Here is a 20,960-nt window from a genome sequence, read left to right on the forward strand (position 1 = left end):
TTTCTTTGCAAGAGAATCTGGCTTTTGAACCTCTGGTGCTTTTTGGTGCTGGGATGTGATGGTCACAGCTCAGTCAAGGTTCAGATTGTGTCATGATGGAAAAGAGGAAAGACGGTCTTTTTGTTGCCTGAGAGAAGAGAAAATTCATTTTGGATCATGAGCAAGTGTTTAGAGATTGGCTAACCAAACTTGAGTAGGGTATGCTCAAGAAAGCTTATAAAAAGCAACCTAGGTCACAGCACTGTCAGACCCCACAGAGTAAGATTTCAACATGCATCACACCCGGTGAATTGCCCTGAACTGTGAATCAGGCCACCGCATGACCGTTAGAGAACTTACCTACGACCTCCCTGCCCGGGTGTAATGTACACCTAAGACCTCAAAAACCCCCCGGGGTGCTTTTCAAGGAGAAACACATGATCTGGGAACTTCCCGTAATCGCACTGAGAAACACGGTGATCATGCCTGGCACCACCGTCAACATCGATGTGGGGCGCGCAAAAAGCAAACGCGCCATCGATGAAGCCCAGGCCAGCGACAAACGGGTGATCCTGCTGACCCAGAGAGACCAGCGCACCGATGATCCCCTCGGAGAGGACCTGTTCAAAATGGGCACCCTCGCCGTGATCAAACAGGTGGTCCGTCTCCCCGACAGCACCCTGCAAGTCCTGATTGAAGGCCTCGAGCGTGCCGAAGTCACCGAATACCTGCCCTCTCCCTATCTGCGGGTCAATGCAGAAACCCAGGTGCGCGACCTCGGAGACGAGCGCGTCACCCAGGTGCTGCTCCCCGAAGCCCGAAACGCCTTCGAGGAATATGTCAAACAGAACAAGAACCTCCGTCTGGAAAGCTTCCAGCTGGAAAACCTGCGTTCCCTGACCGATGCCGGACTTTATTCTGACCTGCTGACCCACCACTCCACCTGGAGCGTCGAGGAGAAACAGGCCATTCTGGAAGCCGTGCCTGTGTCCACCCGCGTGGAGCTGGTGCTCAAAAACCTCAACCGTGATCTGGAGCGTTTCAACCTGGACCGCCAGATCGCCCAGCGGGTCAAAGAGCAGATGGACCAGAACCAGCGCGAGTACTACCTGCGCGAGCAGATGAAAGCCATCTCCAAAGAACTCGGCAGCGGTGAAGAAGGCCCCGCCGAGATGGACGCCCTGCGTGACCGCATCCTGAAGGCTGGAATGCCCGAAAAGGTGCAGGAGAAGGCCATGAAGGAACTCGCCCGTCTGGAGCGCACCCCCGGTGGCAGCCCTGAAGGCACCGTCATCCGCAACTACATTGACTGGCTGCTGGATGTGCCCTGGACCAAGACCGACGACGAGATCCTCGACATCAAACGCACCCGCGAGTTCTTAGACGAAGACCACTACGGTCTGCAGGATGTCAAAGAGCGCATTCTGGAGTTCCTGGCCGTCCGTCAGCTGCGTGCTGGCAAGGAAGACAAGAACGACCGTGAACTGCGTGCCCCCATCCTCTGCCTGGTTGGACCTCCCGGGGTCGGTAAAACCTCGCTGGGCAAGAGCATTGCCCGCAGCCTGAACCGCAACTTTGTGCGCATGGCCCTCGGTGGCGTGCGTGATGAGGCCGAAATCCGTGGTCACCGCCGCACCTACATCGGCTCCATGCCCGGACGCATCATTCAGGCCATGAAACAGGCCGGAGTGATCAACCCCGTGATCCTCCTCGACGAGATCGACAAGATGAGCGCCGACTGGAGAGGGGACCCCGCTTCCGCCATGCTGGAAGTGCTCGACCCCGAGCAGAACAACACCTTCCAGGACCACTACATGGAAGTGCAGTACGACCTCAGCAACGTGATGTTCATCACCACTGCAAACAGTCTGAGCACCATCCCCCGTCCTCTGCTGGACCGCATGGAAGTCATCCAGATCCCCGGTTACACCCTGGATGAAAAAGTGCAGATCGCCAAGCAGTACCGCCTGCCCCGCCAGCTGAAAGCCCACGGTGTGGAAGAAAAGGTGCAGGTCACCGATGGAGCCCTCACCCGCGTTTCCCAGGAGTACACCGCAGAAGCCGGAGTGCGCAACCTGGACCGCGAGATTTCCAAGCTGGCCCGCAAAGCCGCCCGCGAACTGCTCGAAACCCCCTGGGAAGGCACCAAAGTCATTGATGCCCCTCAGGTCCCCGATTACCTCGGGGTGCCCCGTTACCGCAGAGACGAAATGGAGCGCGAGCCCCAGGTCGGCGCTGCACAGGGCATGGCCTGGACCGCTGTCGGCGGAGCCCTGCTCGTCGTGGAAGCCCTCGCCACTCCCGGAACCGGAAAAGTCAGTCTCACTGGCTCTCTCGGTGACGTGATGAAGGAATCCGCACAGGCCGCTGTGGCCTACCTGCGTGCCCATGCCAACAAGTACGGTGCCGACCCCGAGTTCTACAAGAAACTCGACATCCACCTGCACTTCCCCGATGGCGCCACCCCCAAAGATGGCCCCAGTGCAGGCATCACCATCGCCACTGCAGTTGCGAGTGCCATCACCGGACGCCCCGTGCGAATGGATGTGTCCATGACCGGCGAGATCTCCCTGCGCGGCAAGGTCCTGAGAATCGGCGGGGTGAAGGAAAAACTCCTCGCTGCCCACCAGGCCGGAATCCGCACGGTGATCGTGCCCAAGGACAACGAACCCAACCTCGTGGACGTTCCCGAGAGCATCCGCAAGGAACTCAAGATCATCCCCGTGGCCACCGTGTCCGAAGTGCTCGACCTGCTGCTGCTGGACCGTCCCAAGGACGCTCCTCCGGTGATCCCTCCACAGCCCAGCCCTGACCAGCCTTCCGCTGGAGCCTGATAAAAACAAACCTGCCCCCGCGAAAGCGGGGGGTTGTTTTTGAGTCTTGGAAGGACCTGGATCTTTTGCTGAACAATGTAAACTTTTTCTTAAGGTTGTTCAAATCCTGTAAGAAAAAATCACTTTTGTACTACAATTGAAACATGAGAAGCGAAGTTCAGGCTGAGCAGCAAGGGGACAGCCAGAGCCTGAGCCGCATGCTGACCCTGGCGATTGCCTGTGTGGTCTGGATGGGCTCTTTCCTCTGGTATTACTCCAGAATTGATGGATTCCGAGACTTCCTGATGACGCACCGCGCTGAACACCCGGTGTACGAATTCCTGGCAAGCACCTTTCCCTGGGGAGGGGAAGTGTTCATCGGGATCATGCTGGTGTTCCTGCTGACTGAAAACAGCCGTCCACAGACCAATGCTTACAAAACAGGGGTGAACATCTTTTTCACCCTGTTTGGTGTGGGACTTTTCTTGTATGTGCAGTCGCTTCTGCCTGCAGGGCTGCGAGGCCTGAGCTGAATCCATACATTCAAGAACCCCGCTGTCTGGCGGGGTTCTCTCGTTTTTGCAATGTCTTTTGAAATGATGCCTGTCTGTTAAACTTCTGTGAGCTGTAAACTGTGAACCGTAAACTCTAAACCTTATTTCAGTTTGCTGTTGAAGAAGTCCAGCGTGTCCTGGTCGGCTGTCACTTTGGCGTTCAGGTCATCCTGGGTCCATTTCGCTTCGGTGGCTCTGGCCTGATCAAAGCTGTGCTGTGCACCTGTGTGCACGGTCATGGAGAAATCCACAGAGGGACTGAGCACCCTGGCCCGGTCGATGCGCTTGTTGCAGGGGTAGGCGGTGTTGCTGCCTGCTCCGGTGTACAGGTCGTCGATGGACCCGTGCCAGATGCGCAGGGGAGCGTAGGGCACGTAAGTGCTCTGGGACAGACCACCGTATGCATCACGCAGTCCGCATCCGGGGTAGAAGGCCACACCTGCCTTGAAGACATTGCTGGTCCAGGTGTTGCTTGCCAGGGTGGAGAGGGTTGCAGATCCACCGTTGGACCAGCCGAGCAGACCCACTTTCTGGGGGTTCACCCAGTTGCTGTAACTGTTCTGCAGGAAAGTGTAGGCTGCGTAAGCGTCCTGAGGACGGTCTGTGACTTCAGAGATGCCGGACACAGTGGGATCAACATCGCACACGCCATCCAGATTGTTTCTGGGGGTGAAGCTGTCCACGAGCAGGGCGACATAACCATTGTTAGCAAGCCTTTTGCCCCATTCGGTGAACATGCTGCCCACCACGTAATTTCCGTTTGCATCTTTGGCAATTTTGCCGTCTTTGCGGGACCAGATGCCGCTGCATCCGTGCATCATCACCACGGTGGGGAGGGTGTTGGTGGGGGCAACCGTGCCAGGCAGGTACAGTTTGCCCGTGAGGGTCACGTTCTGGCCTTTCCAGGAAGGTCCGGTGAAGGACACATCTTTGATCTGGACGGTCACGGCCTGGGAGCCCTGCTCGGGAGCAGTGGGCAGAGGGGCGGTGCTGGAGCAGGAAGCAAGCAGCAGAGAAAGGAGGGTGGTGGCAGCAATGGGGGCAGAGAGAGCAGTGTAACGCATGTTCAAAAAACTCCTGTAAGGGTCTGCAACCTGACTCGGAAGGCTGCAGCTGTAAATGTCGGGATTCAGGCTCAAAGAAAAGGGACCCCTAAAAGAGCAGGTCTCACTTTTCTGGACTCGGCTGAAAAGGCTGGAATTGGAACTCAGGCCAGCGGGTACTCGCTGACGGTGGCTTTCAGGAAGGCCTGCACCACCTCAGGATCAAACTGCTTTCCGGATTCTTTTTGAATGAACTCGATGGCGTCTTTGGCACTCCAGGCTTCCTTGTAGACCCGGGTGCGGGTCAGGGCATCAAAGACATCTGCGACAGCCACAATGCGACCTGCCAGAGGGATGTTCTTCCCAGAGACCCCGAGGGGGTAGCCTGCACCATCAAAGCGTTCATGGTGGGTCATGGCGACCTGTGCGGCCATGGCGAACACCGGGTTCTGCACGCATCCCAGCACCTGCATTCCGAAGAGGGTGTGCTGCTGGAGCATTCTGGTCTCTTCGGTGGTCAACTGACCGGGCTTGAAGACGATGCTCTGGGGGAGGGCCATCTTGCCAATGTCGTGCAGGAGGGCAGCCTGGCGCAGTTCTTCGCACTGCAGGGCAGACCAGCCCAGTTCGGTGGCAATTTTGACGGACCAGCGCGCCACGCCTTCAGCATGTCTGACTTCTTCGGTGTTCCAGAAGCCCATCAGGGTGAGCCAGGGGGTGCAACCATCGAAATCCATGGGGGGGAGAAACCGAAAGGTGCTGTTCAATTCTGACAATTCCAACATTCCAAACCAACTCCGAGTCTCAGTTCAGGCGTGGCGCCTCGCCTGTACCTTACAGTCTGAAGATCAGATCTCTACAAAGTCTCTACGGAGGGAGGGCACCGAGAGTTGCATGTAGAGGTTTCAGACTTGAAGGATGGGTCCAGCCACACCAGCAAGAAGTAAAGCCCTGAAAACCACTGCCCTGGTCCAGAAAATTTGTGTGTTTCACACGCTCTTCCCTGGAGATGATCACAGTGTGCCTGAACACCCCTGAACGACCCCTGAACGATCAGGGCAACTGTTCATGGGTGCATGTGTCTAAACTGAGTCTAAAAATAAATGGATGTGGAGTTTTTGATTTTTTTGTTCTGGACACGTTTCGCTTAAAGGGTTTCGAGGGGATTTTGTTTCGCCAGCGCCTGAACATCAGGGAGATCCTGTATTGACCTCTCCAGATTTCCCGGATTCGGCCCTGTGTGTAGAGATTTTAAACCTGAACGCCAGACCTGCTCACTTCTGGTTCTGCTGAATCAGGTAGTCCACCGGACTGTGGTCCACCGACTTCTCCAGGACCAGAGAGGTGTTCAGGGTGCCATGCATGGACAGGGTGCCCAGGAGTTTTTGCAGGTGTTCGGTGTTTCTCAGCATCACCCGGAAGACATAAGAGTCTGAGCCTGTGACATTCCAGCACTCCAGAATCTCGCTGTACCCTTTGAGCAGTTTGATGATGGCCGACCAGCGTTCTCCAGGTGCCTGCAGGCGGATCAGGACTTCGAGGTCAAAGCCCAGTTTTTTGGTGTCCACCTGCACACTGTAGCCTTTGATGATCTCACTGGCCTCCAGACGGCGCACCCGTTCGGTCACCGCTGCAGTGGACAGGCCCACCCGTTTCCCGAGTTCTGTGAACGTGATGCGGGCATTCTGGGAAAGCTCACGCAGGATTTTCAGGTCAATGGCATCCAGAGCAGGAGAGTTTTCAGGCATGACTCTATTTTGCACTGAAATTCACGGAAAATCATCTGATTGGCTCAAAAAACTCCATTCCTTCAGGCTGTTTTTCTTTCTACAATGCCAGCATGATTCTCTCCGGCACCCAGAGCAGGCCAGGCAACCTTGTTCCCCTCGCCCTCACAGCGGTGTACCTGATCTGGGGAAGCACCTATTACGCGGTGCACCTGACGCTGGAGAGCTTTCCTCCATTCCTGCAGGGCGGTGTGCGCTTTACTCTGGCAGGCCTCCTGATGGTCCTCATCACCCTGATTCAGGGCAAGGCCATGCCCAGCAGAAAACAACTTTTCAATGCCTTCATTGCCAGCATCTTCCTGGTGGTGATCGGGCACATGCTGCTGGTTTACGCGCAGCAATGGGCCACCAGCAGCATGACCGCACTTGCTGCAGCCACCATTCCCTTCTGGAGCACCCTGTGGGGCCTCACCCGCAGACAGAAACCCACCCGCAATGACCTGCTGGGTCTGGCCGTCGGGTTTGCAGGGATCGTACTCCTCAACCTTGAAAAACCCATGGCGGCCACTCCTGCAGGTCTGATCTGCCTTTTTGTGGCCCCTGTGGTCTGGGCTTACGGCAGCATCTGGCTCAAAGGCAAGGACACCCCCGAAACCTTCACCCTGAACAGCTACATGATGCTTTTCGCAGGCCTGCAGAACTTTGCAATCAGCCTCCTTCTGGGAGAGCACATGCTCAAAACCCCAACCCTGCAGACCTGGGGGGCCCTGGGGTTCCTGATTGTCTTTGGCAGCATGATCGCCTACACTGCCAGTGCCTACCTGATCCAGAACACCCGTCCTGCAGTGGCGACCAGCTTTGCCTACGTGAACCCGGTGATTGCCCTCCTGCTCGGGGGTCTCCTGGCAGGAGAGAACCTGCCCCTCAAAGGCTGGATTGCTGTGGGCATGATCATCGGGGCCGTGGTTCTGGTGGTGCTCAAACCCCTCAGGAAATCAGCCTCCTCCTGACCTGCAATGCGGGAAATCGAGACTTTGCTCCCGGTCCCTGCCTGCTGGGATCTGACATACTGAGAGCATGCAAGTCAGAACTGTGACCCGGGCAGATGCAGATCTGTTCCGACATTATCAATTGACCGATGATGACCGGCGCTTCACCGCCCATCCCAGAGACACCCTGGACGACTTCTCTGTGGACCCCGACCGCAGGCATTATGCGGTGTTTCTGGAAGACCGCCCCATCGGGTTTTTCACCCTGCACGCCGGACCCACCATCAAATCCTTCGCCTACAGCGACAGCAGTGTGCTGTTCCGCGCTTTTTCCATTGACCATCGGGAGCAGGGGAAAGGCTACGGCAAGCAGGCCATGCAGCACGCTCTGGAAACCGCCAGAAAGGACTTCCCGGAGGCCACAGAGATGGTGCTGGCGGTGAACAACGGCAACCACAAGGCCCAGCACCTCTATGAAAGGCTGGGGTACCGGGACCAGGGACGCAGCCGCATGGGACCCCACGGACCACAGATTCTGTACTACTGCCCGCTCAGAGAAGAATAAGCCCCTCTCCATCTGAAGGTTCCAGGGTCTGGTACCACTGCAGCAGCTTTTTCTGCTCTGCAGAATGTTTCTCGGGCACTCGATTCACCATCAGGTCCCTGACCCTGGAGATCTCCAATGTGCGGTCTGTGATCTGCAGGACCTGTCCGCTCTGGACTTTCACTTCCAGCACCTCATTGAATTTCCAGGCATCCTGAAAGCCTCCATGCACATACAGGGTGCGAATCAGGTCATGCCCGATCAGGAACCGCCCTGTGAACTCCACCTGCTGCCTGGGCCTGTAGACCAGGTTGCCGCAAGGGTGCGGTCCATCGAGTTTTTCTGCCTGCACCCCCATGACTGCAGGAGGGGTGCCCGGACAAGAAGTCACAATGGAATCCACCAGAAAATCAGATTCCTCAATGGCATAGGTCACGCAGTACCCTCTCCAGCATGCCGTTGAAGCAGGTGGAGGCCTGAAGGCCACCTTTTCCATCTCAAAGAGGCCTGTTCCTCTCACTGTGCAGAGTTTAAAGTCCCTGTGCTCCAGCAGCACCACATCATGGGCCTGTCCGGTCATGGTTTCACCCCAGCAATTTCTCCACCAGCCTGGGAACCCCAGCGGTGGCTTTTTCCTGAATGGTATAGAGGTTGGGAATTCCTGAAACATCAGGCAGGTTGGGGTCGATGATGCACTTGCGGGTTGCTGCAGGCACCTCATGGATCAATGCTGCAGCAGGAAAAACCATCAGTGAAGTTCCGACCACCAGAAAGAAGTCTGCTGTTCGACAAAGCTCAGCGGCCTTTTCGATCTCAGGCACCATCTCTCCGAACCAGACGATGTGGGGTCTGAGCTGTGATCCTTTTTCGCAGGTGCAGCCCACATGGATTTCAAGGTTTTCTGGATCAATCTCATCGATGTCGTAAATCAGGCTGGCATCCTGGGTGGACCGGACCTTGCGCAGTTCCCCGTGCAGGTGAAGCACCTTGCTTGATCCTGCCCGTTCATGCAGGTCGTCCACATTCTGGGTGATGATCTGCACATGGTGTTTTTTCTCCAGCTCCGCCAGAGCGAGGTGGGCTGCATTGGGCTGTGCCTCGAGGGCCTGTTTGCGACGCAAATTGTAAAAATCCAGCACCAGCTGGGGATTCTTTCGAAATCCAGCAGGGGAGGCCAGATCTTCCACCGAATGGGTCTCCCACAGCCCTCCCAGATCACGGAAGGTTTTGAGGCCCGATTCTGCAGAAATTCCAGCTCCAGTTAAAACGACAATGTTGGCCATAACATTCCCAGTTTAGAGGGGTGCAGCGTGATGCTGATGTGCCCTGTGGCGGATGGGAGGATGGCTTATTCGGGAGTTCACAGTAGACAGTTCCCAGCGAAATGACCTTCAGGTTGTTTTGTGGGCAGATCCTGTAGGGTTGTGCTCTGTCAGATCCAGCAGAAGAGAGGCTGGTTCCCCATTACTGATCCCTGATGATAAGCCATTACGTCTGGGTCAGGTTTTTTTGCGATTCATTTTGAACGCTCACACCCTACCATGAGCTCTCATGGGGCATCGAGCAAATTTCATTCTGATTCAGGAAGGCCAGACCTTCTGTTTCACGGACCGCTGGAGCGGCATCAACATTCCGAATTTGACCTTCTGGGGAGAGCATCTCACCCTGCAGCATCTGGATGTGCAGCATGCGGTGGTTCCTGAGTTTCTGCGGGACAGCCTGTGGTGTGAGGGAGGGTTTCTGCTGAACCGGGACCAGAAGGCCCTGGTGTTTCACTTTGATTACTGGTCGGTGGACGCTGAACCTCTGGTGGACCTGAACGGCAAGATGTACCACTGGGACATTTTCACGGAGTTTCCGCTGCTGGTGCGCTGTTACCTGGACATGGTGCGTGCCTGCTGGCCCGGGTGGACCATCAAGTTTGCCCAGACTGTGGATTTCTGCTGTCCGCAGGGTTTTGAGTTCGATGTGGAGAAGATTCCCGAGAAGGAGATGGAGGTCACGGCAGAGCAGGTTCTGGATTTCCCGCTCGGCAAGACGGAGATCTACCTGAAATTTGCCGAGCTCCTCCTCATGGACCAGCGTTTTGATTTCCGCATGGTGGCCCAGCAGGTGTTGCAGACCCATCCTCAGGCAGAACTGGCCGTGGATTACTTCAAAGCCCCTTCCCAGATTCCCGGGATGAGGGACCGTGAAGAGATCATGCGGCAGGTGTTGCGGGTGGTGCTGGAAGACTGAGCTCTGAAAAAACAGGTCAAAAATTTAATGTCTGGGTGCTTGCTTAGACGGGTTTGTGATCAGTGTGCACAATCTTCACCAGATCTCCATGTGGGGATGGCGCGGGTGGGATAAGATGGTATCTGAAACCGATATCGTTATTCTTTACAGGTGTTTTACACCTGTGTCACCCGAGGAGACTTCATGCTGGAAGCTGACCGTCGTGCCGAAATCCGTTCTCCTGTGGCCGCCCGCCTCACCTGGGTGCCGTACCTGTTCATTGCCCCCTTTTTCATCTGCTTTTTCCTGTTCTGGCTCTTTCCCTTTCTGTTCACCATCTTCAGTTCCCTGACCAACTGGGCCGGGGTGTTCAGCACCAGACCCCTGGAATTCGTGGGCCTCTCCAACTTCGGGTACTACATCGAAGATGAGCGGTTCTTTCAGGCCCTCATGCGCTCTTTCACCGGAGCCCTGCAAACCTCCCTGTTGCAGCACCTCGTGGCGATTCCTCTGGCCTTCATCCTGACGGTGGGCTTCAAACGCTGGAGGGGCACCCTCAGTTCCATCTACTTCCTGCCCTACATCACTGCACCTCTGGCGATCATGCTGCTGTACAGCACTTTTGGCCGCAAGATGATGGAAAGCATGGGCAATGCCCTCATGGAAGTGGGACAGAACCCCACATTTGGACCCGTCATGGAGCGCCTGCCCGAGTGGGTGTTCCAGGTTCCCTTCACCCTGCTGAACATTCTCCCGGACATCTGGCAATACATCGGCTGGAATGTGCTCCTGTACCTGATGATCATGAGCACCATCCCCAAGAGCCTGTTTGAAGCCTCCAGGCTGGACGGCATCACCCTGATGCAGCAACTGAGGTACATCGTCTTCCCCCTGATCAAGCCGATGGTCTTCTTTGCCCTCAGCATGAGTTTCCTGCAGCAACTCGGTTTTTTTGACAGCCAGGGGTCCAGCATCAGTTCCTACATCCAGCGCATCAGTGCCTTCGATGGGGACCTCGGAGGAGGATCGGCCATGAACCTGATGCTCTTCGGCTGCATGCTGCTTTTTGTCGGGCTGGCCTACGTGCTTTTTGGACGGGGTGCGAGCAGCATCGAACTGTCCTGGCAGATGGAAGGCAAAGCCAAAGACCACCCCTTCAAACCTGCCACCCGCTGGTTTCTCGGGATTCTGCTGCTGGCAGGCTGTGTGCTCTCCATTGCGCCCTTCCTGCAAACCTTCTTCTGGGCCACACAGACCGATGGCGAGTTCTACAAGGTGCCACCACAGTTCTGGTTTGGGAGCAACACAGCTTTCAACTTCAAGGACCTGGTCGAGAACATCCCCCTGCTGCGCAACATCTGGAACACACTCTATCTGGCAGGCATGGCCACCGCTGGCACCCTGATCATCAGCAACCTGGCCGGGTATGCTTTTGCGCACCACCAGTTCAAATTCAAAGGGCTGCTTTTTGGTGTGGTGATGTTCAGCATGCTGTTCCCACCCACCCTGAATGCCATCCCCACCGCCCTGATGATGAACACCCTGGGCTGGGCAGAGATGCCCCGTGCCCTGTGGGTCCCTGCTCTGGTCAGTGGTTTCAGTGTCTTCCTGATGCGACAGTACATCAAAGCCAGTGTTCCAAAAGAGACCCTGGAGGCCGCCCGTGTGGACGGCGCAGGCGAATGGATGATCTTCTGGAAAATCATCTTCCCTTTGAGTGCCCCGGTGCTCAGCGTGCTGGCCCTGATCCTCTTTGCCAACCACTGGAACAGCTTCTCACTGGCCCTCGCCACCTTCAAGGACATGGACACCTACGTGATCCAGCAGGCCGTGCGCAGCCTGCAACGCCAGGACCGCACCCACATGGGCACCCTCTACATGGGAGTGAGCATCAGCACCCTGTTCCCCCTGGTCCTCTACATGGTGAGTTTGAGAAGCCTGATGCTTTTCACAGGTGGCGACATGAGAAGCAAGGTTCCAAAATTTACCAGCAGTGATCCTGAAGAAGAAAACACCCCAGCAGCCTGACTCTGACCCCGGCATGTCCGGGGTTTTTTCTTCAGCCTGCCTTTCTGGCAGCCTCACAGTTCTGGGAGGTCACAGGATTAAAATCGGGCACAGGGAGGCTTGCCATGCAAAGAACACCCGTCACTTCAAGCGTGATCAAGAGTGCAGGATACGACCCCAGAACCCGCGTGCTGGAAATCGAACTGCACAACGCCAGTGTCTACCGTTATTACGATCTGGATTCAGAAGCCTATCAACAGTTCCTGGATGCTCCATCAAAAGGAACCCACCTGAATCAGATGATTAAACCCAATTACATTTACAATGAAGTGACCAGTGACATTGAAGATGAAGAAAATCATTCATTGATGTGATTTATAAAACTCACTTTTTTCATTAAGACACAAATTACCATTTATGACATTTATGTCTCTGACCCTGAATTATACTGTGATCCATAGAAGCCCGGGTTTGATTTAAATTCAAGGAGGTACTTATGGCAGTAAACAGCAGTCCAGGTGCTTCATCTGAAGAAGACCAGAACAAAGTCAGTCCAATTGCCGAACGCGATAAGCATCAGACTGAAAATGAACAGTGGAACCATGACAAACAGTTTTCAAACAGTCAAGACGATGAGAAAGGATCTGAAACAACGTCTGATCGAACCGATCCTCAGCTGTTTGGAGAGGGCGGAGCAGGTCAGGACTAGACTGAACCATCCCACCTTGAAATGCACCACAAAAACATAACTTAACCCCTAAAAACCCCTGCCACCGAGCAGGGGTTTTCTTGTGAAGATCAGGTTTGAACCTCAATCCCGATGGGGGACCACCATCACAGGAACATGGGTGCGCTGCATCACCCCCTGGGCCACGCTCCCCAGGAAGAACAGGTTCAGGCCTTTGCGGGCATGGGTCCCCATGAAAATGAAATCTGCCCCAAAGCTCTGGGCTGCCTCAATGATGGCGTCCACAGGTTGACCAACCACCACCTCCAGTTCCATTCTCTCTCGCTGGGCCTCCTCGAACTGGGACAGCACCTCGTCCTGAAAATGCTTTTGAATGGCGTCATGGTTGGCCTGCTCCCCCAGCGAGGACTGGTAGGGGAGAGAGCGCACATTGGGATTGAACACATGCAAGAGTTTGATCTCAGCGTTGGGCATCAGCTCCCGTGCAAGCTTCAATGCGCGGTGTGCACCTTCGGAAAAATCAGTGGGAACCAGAATGCGCGTCATGATGAATCCTCCTATGCTTTTATTTTGCCTCCAGTCAGGTGAAAAAGCAGGGAAGAATGTCGCAGAAGCCCGCCTCTCGACTGTGCAAGCCTGAAAAGCCCTGGATTGTCGAGATGACCTCTGCAGCACACCGGAAGCAGGGGTTATGGTGAACCCACTTCCATGGCCACTTTCTACAACGTTCTCCCCATGATCCTGATCTTCCTGGTGGGGGTGATCATCCGTCGCACCGGCATCCTGGCCCTCAGGGACGGAGAGGCCCTCCTGAAGGTGGTCTTCAACATCACCGCTCCAGCCCTCTTCATCGCCTCGGTGAGCCAGCTCAAAATTGGACCGGACGTGCTGATGCTGCCCCCACTGGGGATCACCATGTTCTTTGGGATCTACCTGCTGGCCCTGCCCATCGGCAAACTGCTGAGGCTCCCCAGACCCACACTGGGCACTTTCCTGCTGGGTTCATCCATCATGAATGTGACCTTCGTGCTGCCTTTCTTTGTTGCGGTTTATGGCATTCAGGAAGCCGGACGCATCTCTTTTCTGGACCTTGGCAACGCCCTGGTGGTCTTCACTTTCGGGTACGCCCTGGCCTGCCGGATGGGGGAGAACCAGAAGCGTGGCAACATGGCCGCCCGCATCCTGACCTCGCCCCCGATCATCGGGATCATCATCGGTCTGGTGCTGAACCTCTTCTCCCTGCACCCACCTGCCCCCATCATGAACACCCTGACCATGGTGGGCACCGCAACCCTCCCGATGGTCATGCTGGCCCTCGGCATGTACTTCAGCCCAAAGGTCCGCAACCTGCCTGTGACCTTCATTGCCGTGTCTCTCAGGATGCTCCTGGGCTTTGGTCTGGGCCTCTTGCTGGCAAACCTTCTGGGCCTCACCGGAATCAACCGGATGCTGCTCCTGCTGACCGCCAGCGCTCCTGCAGGCACCAACACCCTCACCTTCTCGGTGCTGGAGAAACTGGACACCGAACTTGCCTCCAGCATCGTGTCCATGTCCATCCTCTCCGGGTTGGTGGTGATCCCTCTGATCTTGCTGGTGGCCTGAGACAAAAACAAATCCCCCGAGATTTCTCTCGGGGGATTTCTCTGGCGTGGCTGGGAGGATTCGAACCCACGACCTTCTGATCCGTAGTCAGACGCTCTATCCAACTGAGCTACAGCCACATGCCTTTTACTACAAACGCCAACCAAATTGGCGGAGAGGGAGGGATTTGAACCCTCGGTACCCTTTTGGAGTACGTGCCCTTAGCAGGGGCATGGTTTAAGCCACTCACCCACCTCTCCAAGGACTCCTTGGACGTCTTCTGGCGGAGGGAGAGGGATTCGAACCCCCGGTAGGTCGCCCTACAACGGTTTTCAAGACCGCCGCTTTAAACCACTCAGCCATCCCTCCAAACCGGACATCCAGCTTCGTCTTGGCGACCAGCCTCAGACGCATGGAGAAGTATACGGAAGTCTCGGGATTTTGTCAACACCTCCTGGGGGAGGGCAGAAGGCCAAAGGCAGAAGGCAGAGGGCAGGTGCAAGAATCTGTATTGCCAGACAGCATCAAGACCACTGCAAAAAGCCACAGCTCTAGCAATTCTTATCAAAAGGCAGAAAGCTGAGGTCGAAAATTCCTTGAAAAGCCTTCTGCCTTCTGCTCTCTGCCTTCTGCAAACCTTCAAAACCCAGAGTTCGTCCCGGTCAGCCCATACTCCGTCACAATCCACTGCACCGGAACATCATGCTCCTCGTGGGGAAGTTTGCTGACCAGCAGGGCGTCGCTGGTCACGCCGACCAGACGGCAGTCCCTGGCAAGGGAGAGCAGGAAGCGGTCATAGTGGCCCATGCCGTAGCCCAGACGGTACCCCTGTTGATCGAAAGCCAGACCGGGAATCAGGACCAGTTGCAGGACCAGGGGGTCTTCTTCGGGGGTGCCGGGTGGGGGTTGCAGCATGCCGAGGGGATGCCGCTGTGTGGCGGTCTCCCAGCGGTGAATGGTCATGTGGGGCTCAGGTTCGGTTTCGGCTTTGGGTACGTAGAAAGAGACTTCCGGAAGCAGTTTCGGGAGCCTTTCCAGGCTGATTTCAGTGCCGAAAGCCTTGTAGGTCAGAACATGCTGGATGTCCTGATCGTAAATCCACTGTGCGAGGTGCTGGATGACGTCTTCAGAAACGTCGGGGGTGGCTTTGCGGGTGCTTCTGGCCCATTTGCGCCAGTCGTGTTTCGCAGAGCCCAGAGAAGGCATGCTGTGCATACGCTTTCAGTATAACGGGTTTTGAAAGTGGCGGATGGTAAGCAATGCTGGGGGTTTCGACGAAGCGCAGAAGGCAGAGGGCGGAAGGCAGAAGGCTAAAACAGCTTAAGCTCAGGCGTTATGTGCCTTCTGCCTTGGCTTTCAGCCTTCTGCTGAACACAACAGCCTTGTTTAAAACGACCCCCCTTGCCCCTAGAGCTTTGCCTTATGATGTGTCCCATGAGTCTTTCTTCTCAACCTTTGGTCGGTGTGGTGATGGGCAGCCGTTCCGATTTTGAAACGATGGAGCATGCTTTGAAGGTCCTCCAGGAATTGAACGTCCCGTATGAAGTGCGGGTTTTGAGTGCGCACCGCACCCCTCACCTGCTGTCTTCTTACGCGCAGAGTGCCAGAGGTCGGGGCCTCAGGGCAATCATTGCCGGGGCTGGAGGTGCCGCGCACCTGCCAGGAATGCTGGCTTCTTTCACCACCTTGCCTGTGCTGGGGGTTCCGGTGCAGTCAAAAGCCATGAGTGGGCTGGACAGCCTGTACAGCATTGTCCAGATGCCTGGTGGAATTCCTGTGGCGACCTTCGCGATTGGCCGTGCAGGGGCCACCAACGCTGGTATTTTTGCGGCAAGTCTGCTCTCCAGCGAGTTCCCTGAAATCCGTGAATCGCTGGACAGTTACCGCCAGCGTCTGACCCAGGCGGTGCTGGATGATCCTTATTTTGAAGGGCATCCTCAGGCTCCTACAGGTGAAGGGGACTTCTCTGTGCTGACCCAGGGGGAGGATTCTCCTTGAATCCACTTCCTCCCGGTTCAACCATTGGTTTTCTGGGTGGAGGGCAACTGGCCCGCATGCTGGCGATGGCTGCCACAAGCATGGGCTACCGGACGGTTTTTCTGGAGCCTGATCCGAATGCGCCTGCCCGCGAGGTCTCGCAGCACATTCAGGCCCCTTACACCGATGAGGCAGCCCTGGCAAAACTTGCAGAACTTGCAGATGTGGTGACGCTGGAATTCGAGAATGTGCCCGATGGTGCCCTGAACTTCCTGGAGTCCAGAGTGCCTGTCTACCCTCAGGCGCAGGCTTTCCGGGTGTCCAGGAACCGCATTCTGGAGAAACAGACCCTTGTTGATGCAGGTCTGCAGGTGGCCCCTTACCGGGTGATCCGTTCAGAGACGGATCTGGAAGGTGCCCTGGCTGAAATGGGAGGCAAAGCCATCCTGAAGACCGCAGAACTGGGTTATGACGGCAAAGGTCAGGCCCGGGTGTCCAGCGATCAGGAGGCTTTGGAGGCTTTCCGCCAGTTCAGGGTGGATTGTGTTCTGGAAAGCTTCGTGCCATTTGTGCGTGAGATCAGTGTGCAGATTGCCCGTGCGCCCAGTGGGTACGCAGGCCTCTCTGGCATCGTGGAGAACGTGCACCATCAGGGCATCCTGAAACGCAGCATCTTCCCGGCCAGGGTCAGCGAAAAAGTTGTGAACACTGCCCGCGAATTCGCTGTGAAACTCGCTGAGCACCTGAATCTGGTGGGCCTCCTGACCCTGGAACTGTTCGTTCTGGAAGATGACAGTGTGCTGGTGAACGAAATTGCGCCCCGTGTGCACAACTCGGGTCACCTGACCATGAACGGTGGGGGCATCAGCCAGTTTGAGGCCCAGATCCGTGCGGTCACCGACCTGCCCCAGTGGGATTTTGAGCCCTTCATGGCCTGCAGCATGGTGAACATTCTGGGCTGGGAGAAGATTGAACCAGAGTGGGACGCCCTGACCGGAATTCAGGGTGCACACCTCCACCTGTATGGCAAAGCGAACCGTCCTGGCCGCAAGATCGGGCACCTGAACATCGCCCACTATGATCCCAATGTGGTGTGGGGGTCCACCAAGATTGCAGAGATGCTGCTCTTTGGGGATGTGAGCCCTTAAAACCGGAATTCACTTGCAGGGGCGGGCCGCCGGCTCGCCCTTTTTGTTCTGAAGTCCATTGCTGGTGAAATCGATAGACACAACAACACCATCAGGTGTAGCGTGAACTGACGATCATGACTGACTCTGCGAAAAACGTGCTGATTGCCCTCGGGGACCTGACCTGGGATGTGCTGGCGAAACCGGATTCGATGCTGCTCCCGGGTGGGGACACCACCGGTGTGATGAAACTGATGGGGGGCGGCAGTGCGGCAAATGTTGCGGCCTGGGCGGCCCGGGTGGGTTGCCCCACCACGTTTGTGGGCAAAGTGGGCAAGGACCGCTTTGGTGAAATGGCCGAGCAGGAACTTTCTGCCGAGGGGGTGCACACTGAACTGATCTGGTGTGACTCCCATCCCACCGGGGTGATTCTGGCCCTCATCGACCAGAATGGCCAGCGGTCCATGCTCTCTGGAGTGGGGGCTGACTTTTACCTGTATCCTTCTGAGCTTCCCACGCAAGTGCTGACCAGTGGCCGCCACCTGCACCTGACCGCGTGGAGCCTTTTCACCGACCCTCCCAGAGCGGCGGCCTTGCGGGCTGCAGCACTGTGTGAGCGGGCAGGCATGACCATCTCGCTGGACCCGGGCAGTTTCCAGATGATCTCGCAGATGGGCCGTGGGGATTTCATTGACCTGATGCATGAGATCGAGTTCGACATTTTATTGCCCAACCGGGATGAGGCGCACGCCCTGAGTGGCAAAAAGGACCCTCAGGCGATGCTGAAGTGGTTCCGCCATGAGTTCCCGAATGCCATGGTGGTGCTGAAACTGGACCGTGAAGGGGTGATGATCGACACGCCCCAGGGGGAACGCATTCAGGTGAGTGCCACCCAGGACACCGTGATTGATGCCACGGGTGCCGGAGACAGCTTTGGTGGGGCTTTCCTGGGGGTGTACCTGCGCACCGGGGACCTCAGGGTGGCTGCCCAGTGTGCTGTTCAGGCTGCAGGCTGGGTGATTTCCCGATACGGGGCCAGAGCCCCTCTCGACAACGACCTGCGCCACAGGCTGGAACAGTACCGGCAACTGGTGTGAGCTGATTTGTTTTTCAGCTGGCTCGATTAAGCTGAATGGGATAACATGACCAGAAAAAAATTTTCCATGAGTTTGTTCCTGGCCTGGGCCATGATTGTGGTGTTCCTGATTGCACTCGTTGTGAACCTGTACCGCCATTACACTGTGCCCACTGGGGCCGGGAAGTACACGCTGGAAGTGAAGCCCGGCACCACAGTGTCCAGCATTGCCCGTGAGTTGCAGGAGCATGACATCGTTCGCAATGCCGATGTGTTCCGTCTGGTTTTAAGGCAGCGGGGCAAGAGCAGCAACATCCAGGAAGGCATCTACGAGTTCAACGGTGAGCAGAGCATCTTTGAGGTGGCCGAGACCCTGGAACGGGGTGGAAAACCCCGCGTGGTGAATGTCACCATTCCTGAAGGCAGAAGGGTGAAGGACATCATCGAGATTTTTGTGAAGTCTGGGATCAGCAACCGCACGGCCCTCACCGAGGCATTCAGGCAGGTGAATGTGGCCCGGTACGCAAAAGGCTCACTGGAGGGGTTCCTGTTCCCGGCCACCTATCCTTTCCGCCCTGAAGCCACTGCAGAAGAGGTGGTCAAAACCCTGGCCGCCCGGATGGAACGGGAATTCACCGAGGAGCGCATCGAGAAGGTGAAGGCCCTGGGTCTGGATGTGCATGACTGGGTGGTTCTGGCAAGCATCGTGCAGGCAGAGGCGGCCAACACCAGCGAAATGCCCCTGATTGCAGGTCTGTTCCTCAACCGCATCAAGATTGGGATGCCCCTGCAGTCCGACCCAACCATTGCTTATGGTCTGGGCAAGGACCTGCCTGAACTGGACCGCAGTGCAGGAGATTTCCAGCGGGACACCCCGTACAACAGTTACACCCGCAGGGAACTTCCCCCCACCCCGATCAACAATCCCGGGGAGGCAGCCCTCCTGTCCATCATCAACAACGAGCGCCTGATCAACGGCAGGCCTGCCCTGTATTTTGTGCACGGACGGGACCGCAAGATCCATGTGAACAGTGACTTCCAGAGCCACCTGCGGGATGTGGAACGTTACCGCTGAGGCAATCCACTGAAAACGTTTTTTGCGTTCTTTGCCGATCTTGAGTTTTCTCTGGATCGGCTTTTTGAGGTCACATGGGAAGATCCCTGATCCCAGCTGAAGTGCAGCAGAGTTGAACTTTACCGGGAAATACTCTATATTTGATGCAATCGTTTGCAACCCAATACCCACGACGGAATCGCCTTTGTCCGTCTTAAAAACGTGTCCTCCTGTCACTTTGTAAAAACGTTTTTAGACTGAAACCCTGCAAGGTGATTCAGGAGGATTTATGCACTGGAGATCAACCACCGGAAGTCTCGCTGTTGTCCTGCTGCTGGCTGGATGCAGCCAGACCCAGACAGGCACCCCTGCTGCAGTGAACAAGGCAGCCCTGACCAGTTGCGCCAGCATCTCGATCAACGAGAATGCGTACTACCGCATTGTGGGCAGGCAATCGAACCGTGCCCTGGATGTGAAAGAAGTCAGCACTGCCAATGGTGCAGCCGTGCAAACCTGGGGCTACGGTGGGGGAGACAACCAGAAATGGCGTTTCCAGTCGGTGGGAAGTGGTTTCTACCGGATCACCGCAAAACACAGTGGCAAGGCCATGGATGTCAGTGAAGTGAGCCAGAACAACGGGGCCATCATCCACCAGTGGGATTACGTGGGTGGGCAGAACCAGCAGTGGTGCTTGCAACCCACCGACAGCGGTTTCTACCGCATCCTGGCCAAACATTCCGGTAAAGCAGTAGATGTCAAAGACCTCAACACTGCGGATGGCGGTGTGGTGCACCAGTGGGATTACGTGGGCGGAGCCAACCAGCAATGGAAGTTTGAACAGGTGGAGACCATCAACCAGCCCATCTGGAGCCAGGAATTCAATGAACCCTCAGGCGCGCAGCCTTCCACAGCCATCTGGAACTTTGAGACCGGAGGGTCAGGCTGGGGCAACAACGAACTGCAGAACTACACCAACCGGGCCTCCAACCTCGCCATGAACGGGGCAGGGCAACTGGTGATCACGGCACGCCGGGAGGCTTTCGGAAGCTGCTGGTATGGGGCCTGCCAGTACACCTCGGCGCGCATCACCACCCAGAACAAGTACTCTGTGCTGTACGGACGCATTGAGGCCCGCATCAAGATCCCCGGAGGTCAGGGCATCTGGCCTGCCTTCTGGATGCTGGGGGCCAACCTGGGCAGCGTGGGCTGGCCCAACAGCGGTGAAATTGACATCATGGAAGTGGTGGGCAGCGACCCCAACACTGTGCACACGACCCTGCACGGCCCTGGCTACTCTGGATGCTGTGGGATTCACGGGGCCTACAACCTCGGGCAGGCTGTGTCCAACGCCTACCATGTGTTCGCTGTGGACAAACGTGAAAACGACATTCGCTTCTTTGTGGATGGGGTGCAGGTCTTCCGCGTAACACCCTCCAACCTGCCTGCAGGCACCCAGTGGGTCTTCAATCAGCCTTTCTTCATGCTGCTGAATGTTGCAGTGGGAGGCAACTGGCCTGGAAATCCAGATGCCAGCACCCCTTTCCCTGCCCAGATGCTTGTGGATTACATCCGCGTCTATCCCTGA

Annotated in this window: 21 protein-coding genes and 3 tRNA genes; 14 read left to right on the plus strand and 10 right to left on the minus strand. The window is 56.3% G+C overall.

Going from position 1 to position 20,960, the window contains the following annotated elements; all coding sequences use genetic code 11:
* Positions 1-416: 416 nt before the first annotated feature.
* Complete coding sequence (gene lon / locus DC3_RS06800) at positions 417-2,813, plus strand: endopeptidase La (protein WP_146883348.1); 2,397 nt, start codon at positions 417-419, stop codon at positions 2,811-2,813.
* A gap of 143 nt (positions 2,814-2,956) precedes the next feature.
* Positions 2,957-3,325, plus strand: coding sequence for a hypothetical protein (locus DC3_RS06805; RefSeq protein WP_146883351.1), 369 nt, complete (start codon positions 2,957-2,959; stop codon positions 3,323-3,325).
* A 122-nt stretch (positions 3,326-3,447) separates the two neighbouring features.
* Here the strand turns inward: DC3_RS06805 and DC3_RS06810 are convergent, their stop codons facing one another.
* The 3 genes from DC3_RS06810 to DC3_RS06820 all read right to left on the minus strand — a co-directional run bounded on the left by DC3_RS06810 (position 3,448) and on the right by DC3_RS06820 (position 6,137).
* Entirely contained in the window at positions 3,448-4,410 is a 963-nt protein-coding gene (locus DC3_RS06810; RefSeq protein WP_146883352.1) for a dienelactone hydrolase family protein, read from the minus strand.
* Positions 4,411-4,553: 143 nt separating this feature from the next.
* Positions 4,554-5,174: an HD-GYP domain-containing protein gene (locus DC3_RS06815; RefSeq protein WP_146883354.1), complete on the minus strand. Its 621-nt coding sequence runs from the start codon at positions 5,172-5,174 to the stop codon at positions 4,554-4,556.
* A gap of 489 nt (positions 5,175-5,663) precedes the next feature.
* Positions 5,664-6,137: an Lrp/AsnC family transcriptional regulator gene (locus DC3_RS06820; RefSeq protein WP_146883356.1), complete on the minus strand. Its 474-nt coding sequence runs from the start codon at positions 6,135-6,137 to the stop codon at positions 5,664-5,666.
* Between the two features lie 92 nt (positions 6,138-6,229).
* On the opposite strand from DC3_RS06820, the gene yedA reads away from it, so the two are divergent.
* Together yedA and DC3_RS06830 are read left to right on the plus strand one after the other, a co-directional pair.
* The gene (yedA, locus tag DC3_RS06825; RefSeq protein ID WP_146883358.1) at positions 6,230-7,126 is read left to right on the plus strand and encodes a drug/metabolite exporter YedA; all 897 of its coding nucleotides are present in this window, start codon (positions 6,230-6,232) and stop codon (positions 7,124-7,126) included.
* Between the two features lie 67 nt (positions 7,127-7,193).
* Complete coding sequence (locus DC3_RS06830; protein WP_146883360.1) at positions 7,194-7,670, plus strand: GNAT family N-acetyltransferase; 477 nt, start codon at positions 7,194-7,196, stop codon at positions 7,668-7,670.
* On the opposite strand, the gene DC3_RS06835 is transcribed toward DC3_RS06830, so the two are convergent.
* On the minus strand, positions 7,657-8,229 hold the full coding sequence (locus DC3_RS06835) for a hypothetical protein (RefSeq protein WP_146883362.1): 573 nt from the start codon (positions 8,227-8,229) through the stop codon (positions 7,657-7,659). The genes DC3_RS06830 and DC3_RS06835 overlap by 14 nt on opposite strands.
* Positions 8,230-8,233: 4 nt before the next feature.
* A complete protein-coding gene (locus tag DC3_RS06840) occupies positions 8,234-8,932 on the minus strand; it encodes an SIR2 family NAD-dependent protein deacylase (RefSeq protein WP_146883365.1) in 699 nt (232 codons plus the stop codon).
* A 268-nt stretch (positions 8,933-9,200) separates the two neighbouring features.
* Here DC3_RS06840 and DC3_RS06845 point away from each other — a divergent pair, with 268 nt between their 5' ends.
* The 4 genes from DC3_RS06845 (at position 9,201) to DC3_RS06860 (ending at position 12,582) form a co-directional block, all read left to right on the plus strand.
* Entirely contained in the window at positions 9,201-9,887 is a 687-nt protein-coding gene (locus tag DC3_RS06845) for a hypothetical protein (RefSeq protein ID WP_146883367.1), read from the plus strand.
* A 183-nt stretch (positions 9,888-10,070) separates the two neighbouring features.
* Positions 10,071-11,894 carry an ABC transporter permease gene (locus DC3_RS06850; protein WP_146883369.1) on the plus strand — a complete coding sequence of 608 codons (1,824 nt, stop codon included), beginning with the start codon at positions 10,071-10,073 and terminating at the stop codon, positions 11,892-11,894.
* 104 nt (positions 11,895-11,998) lie between these two features.
* A complete protein-coding gene (locus tag DC3_RS06855; protein ID WP_146883371.1) occupies positions 11,999-12,247 on the plus strand; it encodes a KTSC domain-containing protein in 249 nt (82 codons plus the stop codon).
* Positions 12,248-12,369: 122 nt separating this feature from the next.
* Positions 12,370-12,582 (plus strand): hypothetical protein, encoded by a 213-nt coding sequence (locus tag DC3_RS06860; protein WP_146883373.1) that lies wholly within the window; start codon positions 12,370-12,372, stop codon positions 12,580-12,582.
* A gap of 102 nt (positions 12,583-12,684) precedes the next feature.
* On the opposite strand, the gene DC3_RS06865 is transcribed toward DC3_RS06860, so the two are convergent.
* Positions 12,685-13,107: a universal stress protein gene (locus DC3_RS06865; protein ID WP_146883375.1), complete on the minus strand. Its 423-nt coding sequence runs from the start codon at positions 13,105-13,107 to the stop codon at positions 12,685-12,687.
* Positions 13,108-13,269: 162 nt separating this feature from the next.
* Between DC3_RS06865 and DC3_RS06870 the strand changes: the two genes are divergently transcribed.
* The gene (locus tag DC3_RS06870; RefSeq protein WP_146883377.1) at positions 13,270-14,163 is read left to right on the plus strand and encodes an AEC family transporter; all 894 of its coding nucleotides are present in this window, start codon (positions 13,270-13,272) and stop codon (positions 14,161-14,163) included.
* 42 nt (positions 14,164-14,205) lie between these two features.
* Here DC3_RS06870 and DC3_RS06875 read toward each other — a convergent pair.
* From DC3_RS06875 to DC3_RS06890, 4 genes are all read right to left on the minus strand, one after another.
* Positions 14,206-14,282, minus strand: a tRNA-Arg gene (locus tag DC3_RS06875).
* A 29-nt stretch (positions 14,283-14,311) separates the two neighbouring features.
* Positions 14,312-14,402: transfer RNA gene (locus tag DC3_RS06880), tRNA-Ser, on the minus strand.
* Positions 14,403-14,423: 21 nt separating this feature from the next.
* Positions 14,424-14,511: transfer RNA gene (locus DC3_RS06885), tRNA-Ser, on the minus strand.
* A 270-nt stretch (positions 14,512-14,781) separates the two neighbouring features.
* Positions 14,782-15,357, minus strand: a complete 576-nt coding sequence (locus DC3_RS06890; protein ID WP_146883379.1) for a 5-formyltetrahydrofolate cyclo-ligase — start codon at positions 15,355-15,357, stop codon at positions 14,782-14,784.
* A gap of 219 nt (positions 15,358-15,576) precedes the next feature.
* Between DC3_RS06890 and purE the strand changes: the two genes are divergently transcribed.
* The 5 genes from purE to DC3_RS29560 all read left to right on the plus strand — a co-directional run bounded on the left by purE (position 15,577) and on the right by DC3_RS29560 (position 20,960).
* The gene (gene purE / locus DC3_RS06895; RefSeq protein ID WP_371863433.1) at positions 15,577-16,140 is read left to right on the plus strand and encodes a 5-(carboxyamino)imidazole ribonucleotide mutase; all 564 of its coding nucleotides are present in this window, start codon (positions 15,577-15,579) and stop codon (positions 16,138-16,140) included.
* On the plus strand, positions 16,137-17,267 hold the full coding sequence (locus tag DC3_RS06900; protein WP_146883381.1) for a 5-(carboxyamino)imidazole ribonucleotide synthase: 1,131 nt from the start codon (positions 16,137-16,139) through the stop codon (positions 17,265-17,267). The genes purE and DC3_RS06900 overlap by 4 nt, the downstream gene beginning before the upstream one ends.
* A 116-nt stretch (positions 17,268-17,383) precedes the next feature.
* Positions 17,384-18,343, plus strand: coding sequence for a carbohydrate kinase family protein (locus tag DC3_RS06905; RefSeq protein ID WP_146883383.1), 960 nt, complete (start codon positions 17,384-17,386; stop codon positions 18,341-18,343).
* A 66-nt stretch (positions 18,344-18,409) separates the two neighbouring features.
* Positions 18,410-19,396: an endolytic transglycosylase MltG gene (gene mltG, locus DC3_RS06910; protein ID WP_246130580.1), complete on the plus strand. Its 987-nt coding sequence runs from the start codon at positions 18,410-18,412 to the stop codon at positions 19,394-19,396.
* A gap of 268 nt (positions 19,397-19,664) precedes the next feature.
* On the plus strand, positions 19,665-20,960 hold the full coding sequence (locus tag DC3_RS29560) for an RICIN domain-containing protein (RefSeq protein WP_146883387.1): 1,296 nt from the start codon (positions 19,665-19,667) through the stop codon (positions 20,958-20,960).

The organism is Deinococcus cellulosilyticus NBRC 106333 = KACC 11606, from assembly GCF_007990775.1.
In the GTDB taxonomy this organism is placed as follows: Bacteria; Deinococcota; Deinococci; order Deinococcales; family Deinococcaceae; genus Deinococcus_C; species Deinococcus_C cellulosilyticus.

What these genes read in the sequence shown, in the direction of transcription:
- purE (WP_371863433.1), top strand. Translation starts at nt 15,577, where the DNA reads ATGAGTCTTTCTTCTCAACCTTTGGTCGGTGTGGTGATGGGCAGCCGT.
- mltG (WP_246130580.1), top strand. Translation starts at nt 18,410, where the DNA reads ATGAGTTTGTTCCTGGCCTGGGCCATGATTGTGGTGTTCCTGATTGCA.
- DC3_RS06845 (WP_146883367.1), top strand. Translation starts at nt 9,201, where the DNA reads ATGGGGCATCGAGCAAATTTCATTCTGATTCAGGAAGGCCAGACCTTC.
- DC3_RS06815 (WP_146883354.1), bottom strand. Translation starts at nt 5,174, where the DNA reads ATGTTGGAATTGTCAGAATTGAACAGCACCTTTCGGTTTCTCCCCCCC.
- DC3_RS06865 (WP_146883375.1), bottom strand. Translation starts at nt 13,107, where the DNA reads ATGACGCGCATTCTGGTTCCCACTGATTTTTCCGAAGGTGCACACCGC.
- DC3_RS29560 (WP_146883387.1), top strand. Translation starts at nt 19,665, where the DNA reads ATGCACTGGAGATCAACCACCGGAAGTCTCGCTGTTGTCCTGCTGCTG.
- yedA (WP_146883358.1), top strand. Translation starts at nt 6,230, where the DNA reads ATGATTCTCTCCGGCACCCAGAGCAGGCCAGGCAACCTTGTTCCCCTC.
- DC3_RS06870 (WP_146883377.1), top strand. Translation starts at nt 13,270, where the DNA reads ATGGCCACTTTCTACAACGTTCTCCCCATGATCCTGATCTTCCTGGTG.
- DC3_RS06820 (WP_146883356.1), bottom strand. Translation starts at nt 6,137, where the DNA reads ATGCCTGAAAACTCTCCTGCTCTGGATGCCATTGACCTGAAAATCCTG.
- DC3_RS06840 (WP_146883365.1), bottom strand. Translation starts at nt 8,932, where the DNA reads ATGGCCAACATTGTCGTTTTAACTGGAGCTGGAATTTCTGCAGAATCG.
- DC3_RS06810 (WP_146883352.1), bottom strand. Translation starts at nt 4,410, where the DNA reads ATGCGTTACACTGCTCTCTCTGCCCCCATTGCTGCCACCACCCTCCTT.
- DC3_RS06850 (WP_146883369.1), top strand. Translation starts at nt 10,071, where the DNA reads ATGCTGGAAGCTGACCGTCGTGCCGAAATCCGTTCTCCTGTGGCCGCC.
- DC3_RS06830 (WP_146883360.1), top strand. Translation starts at nt 7,194, where the DNA reads ATGCAAGTCAGAACTGTGACCCGGGCAGATGCAGATCTGTTCCGACAT.
- DC3_RS06860 (WP_146883373.1), top strand. Translation starts at nt 12,370, where the DNA reads ATGGCAGTAAACAGCAGTCCAGGTGCTTCATCTGAAGAAGACCAGAAC.
- DC3_RS06805 (WP_146883351.1), top strand. Translation starts at nt 2,957, where the DNA reads ATGAGAAGCGAAGTTCAGGCTGAGCAGCAAGGGGACAGCCAGAGCCTG.
- DC3_RS06905 (WP_146883383.1), top strand. Translation starts at nt 17,384, where the DNA reads ATGACTGACTCTGCGAAAAACGTGCTGATTGCCCTCGGGGACCTGACC.
- lon (WP_146883348.1), top strand. Translation starts at nt 417, where the DNA reads ATGATCTGGGAACTTCCCGTAATCGCACTGAGAAACACGGTGATCATG.
- DC3_RS06855 (WP_146883371.1), top strand. Translation starts at nt 11,999, where the DNA reads ATGCAAAGAACACCCGTCACTTCAAGCGTGATCAAGAGTGCAGGATAC.
- DC3_RS06835 (WP_146883362.1), bottom strand. Translation starts at nt 8,229, where the DNA reads ATGACCGGACAGGCCCATGATGTGGTGCTGCTGGAGCACAGGGACTTT.
- DC3_RS06890 (WP_146883379.1), bottom strand. Translation starts at nt 15,357, where the DNA reads ATGCACAGCATGCCTTCTCTGGGCTCTGCGAAACACGACTGGCGCAAA.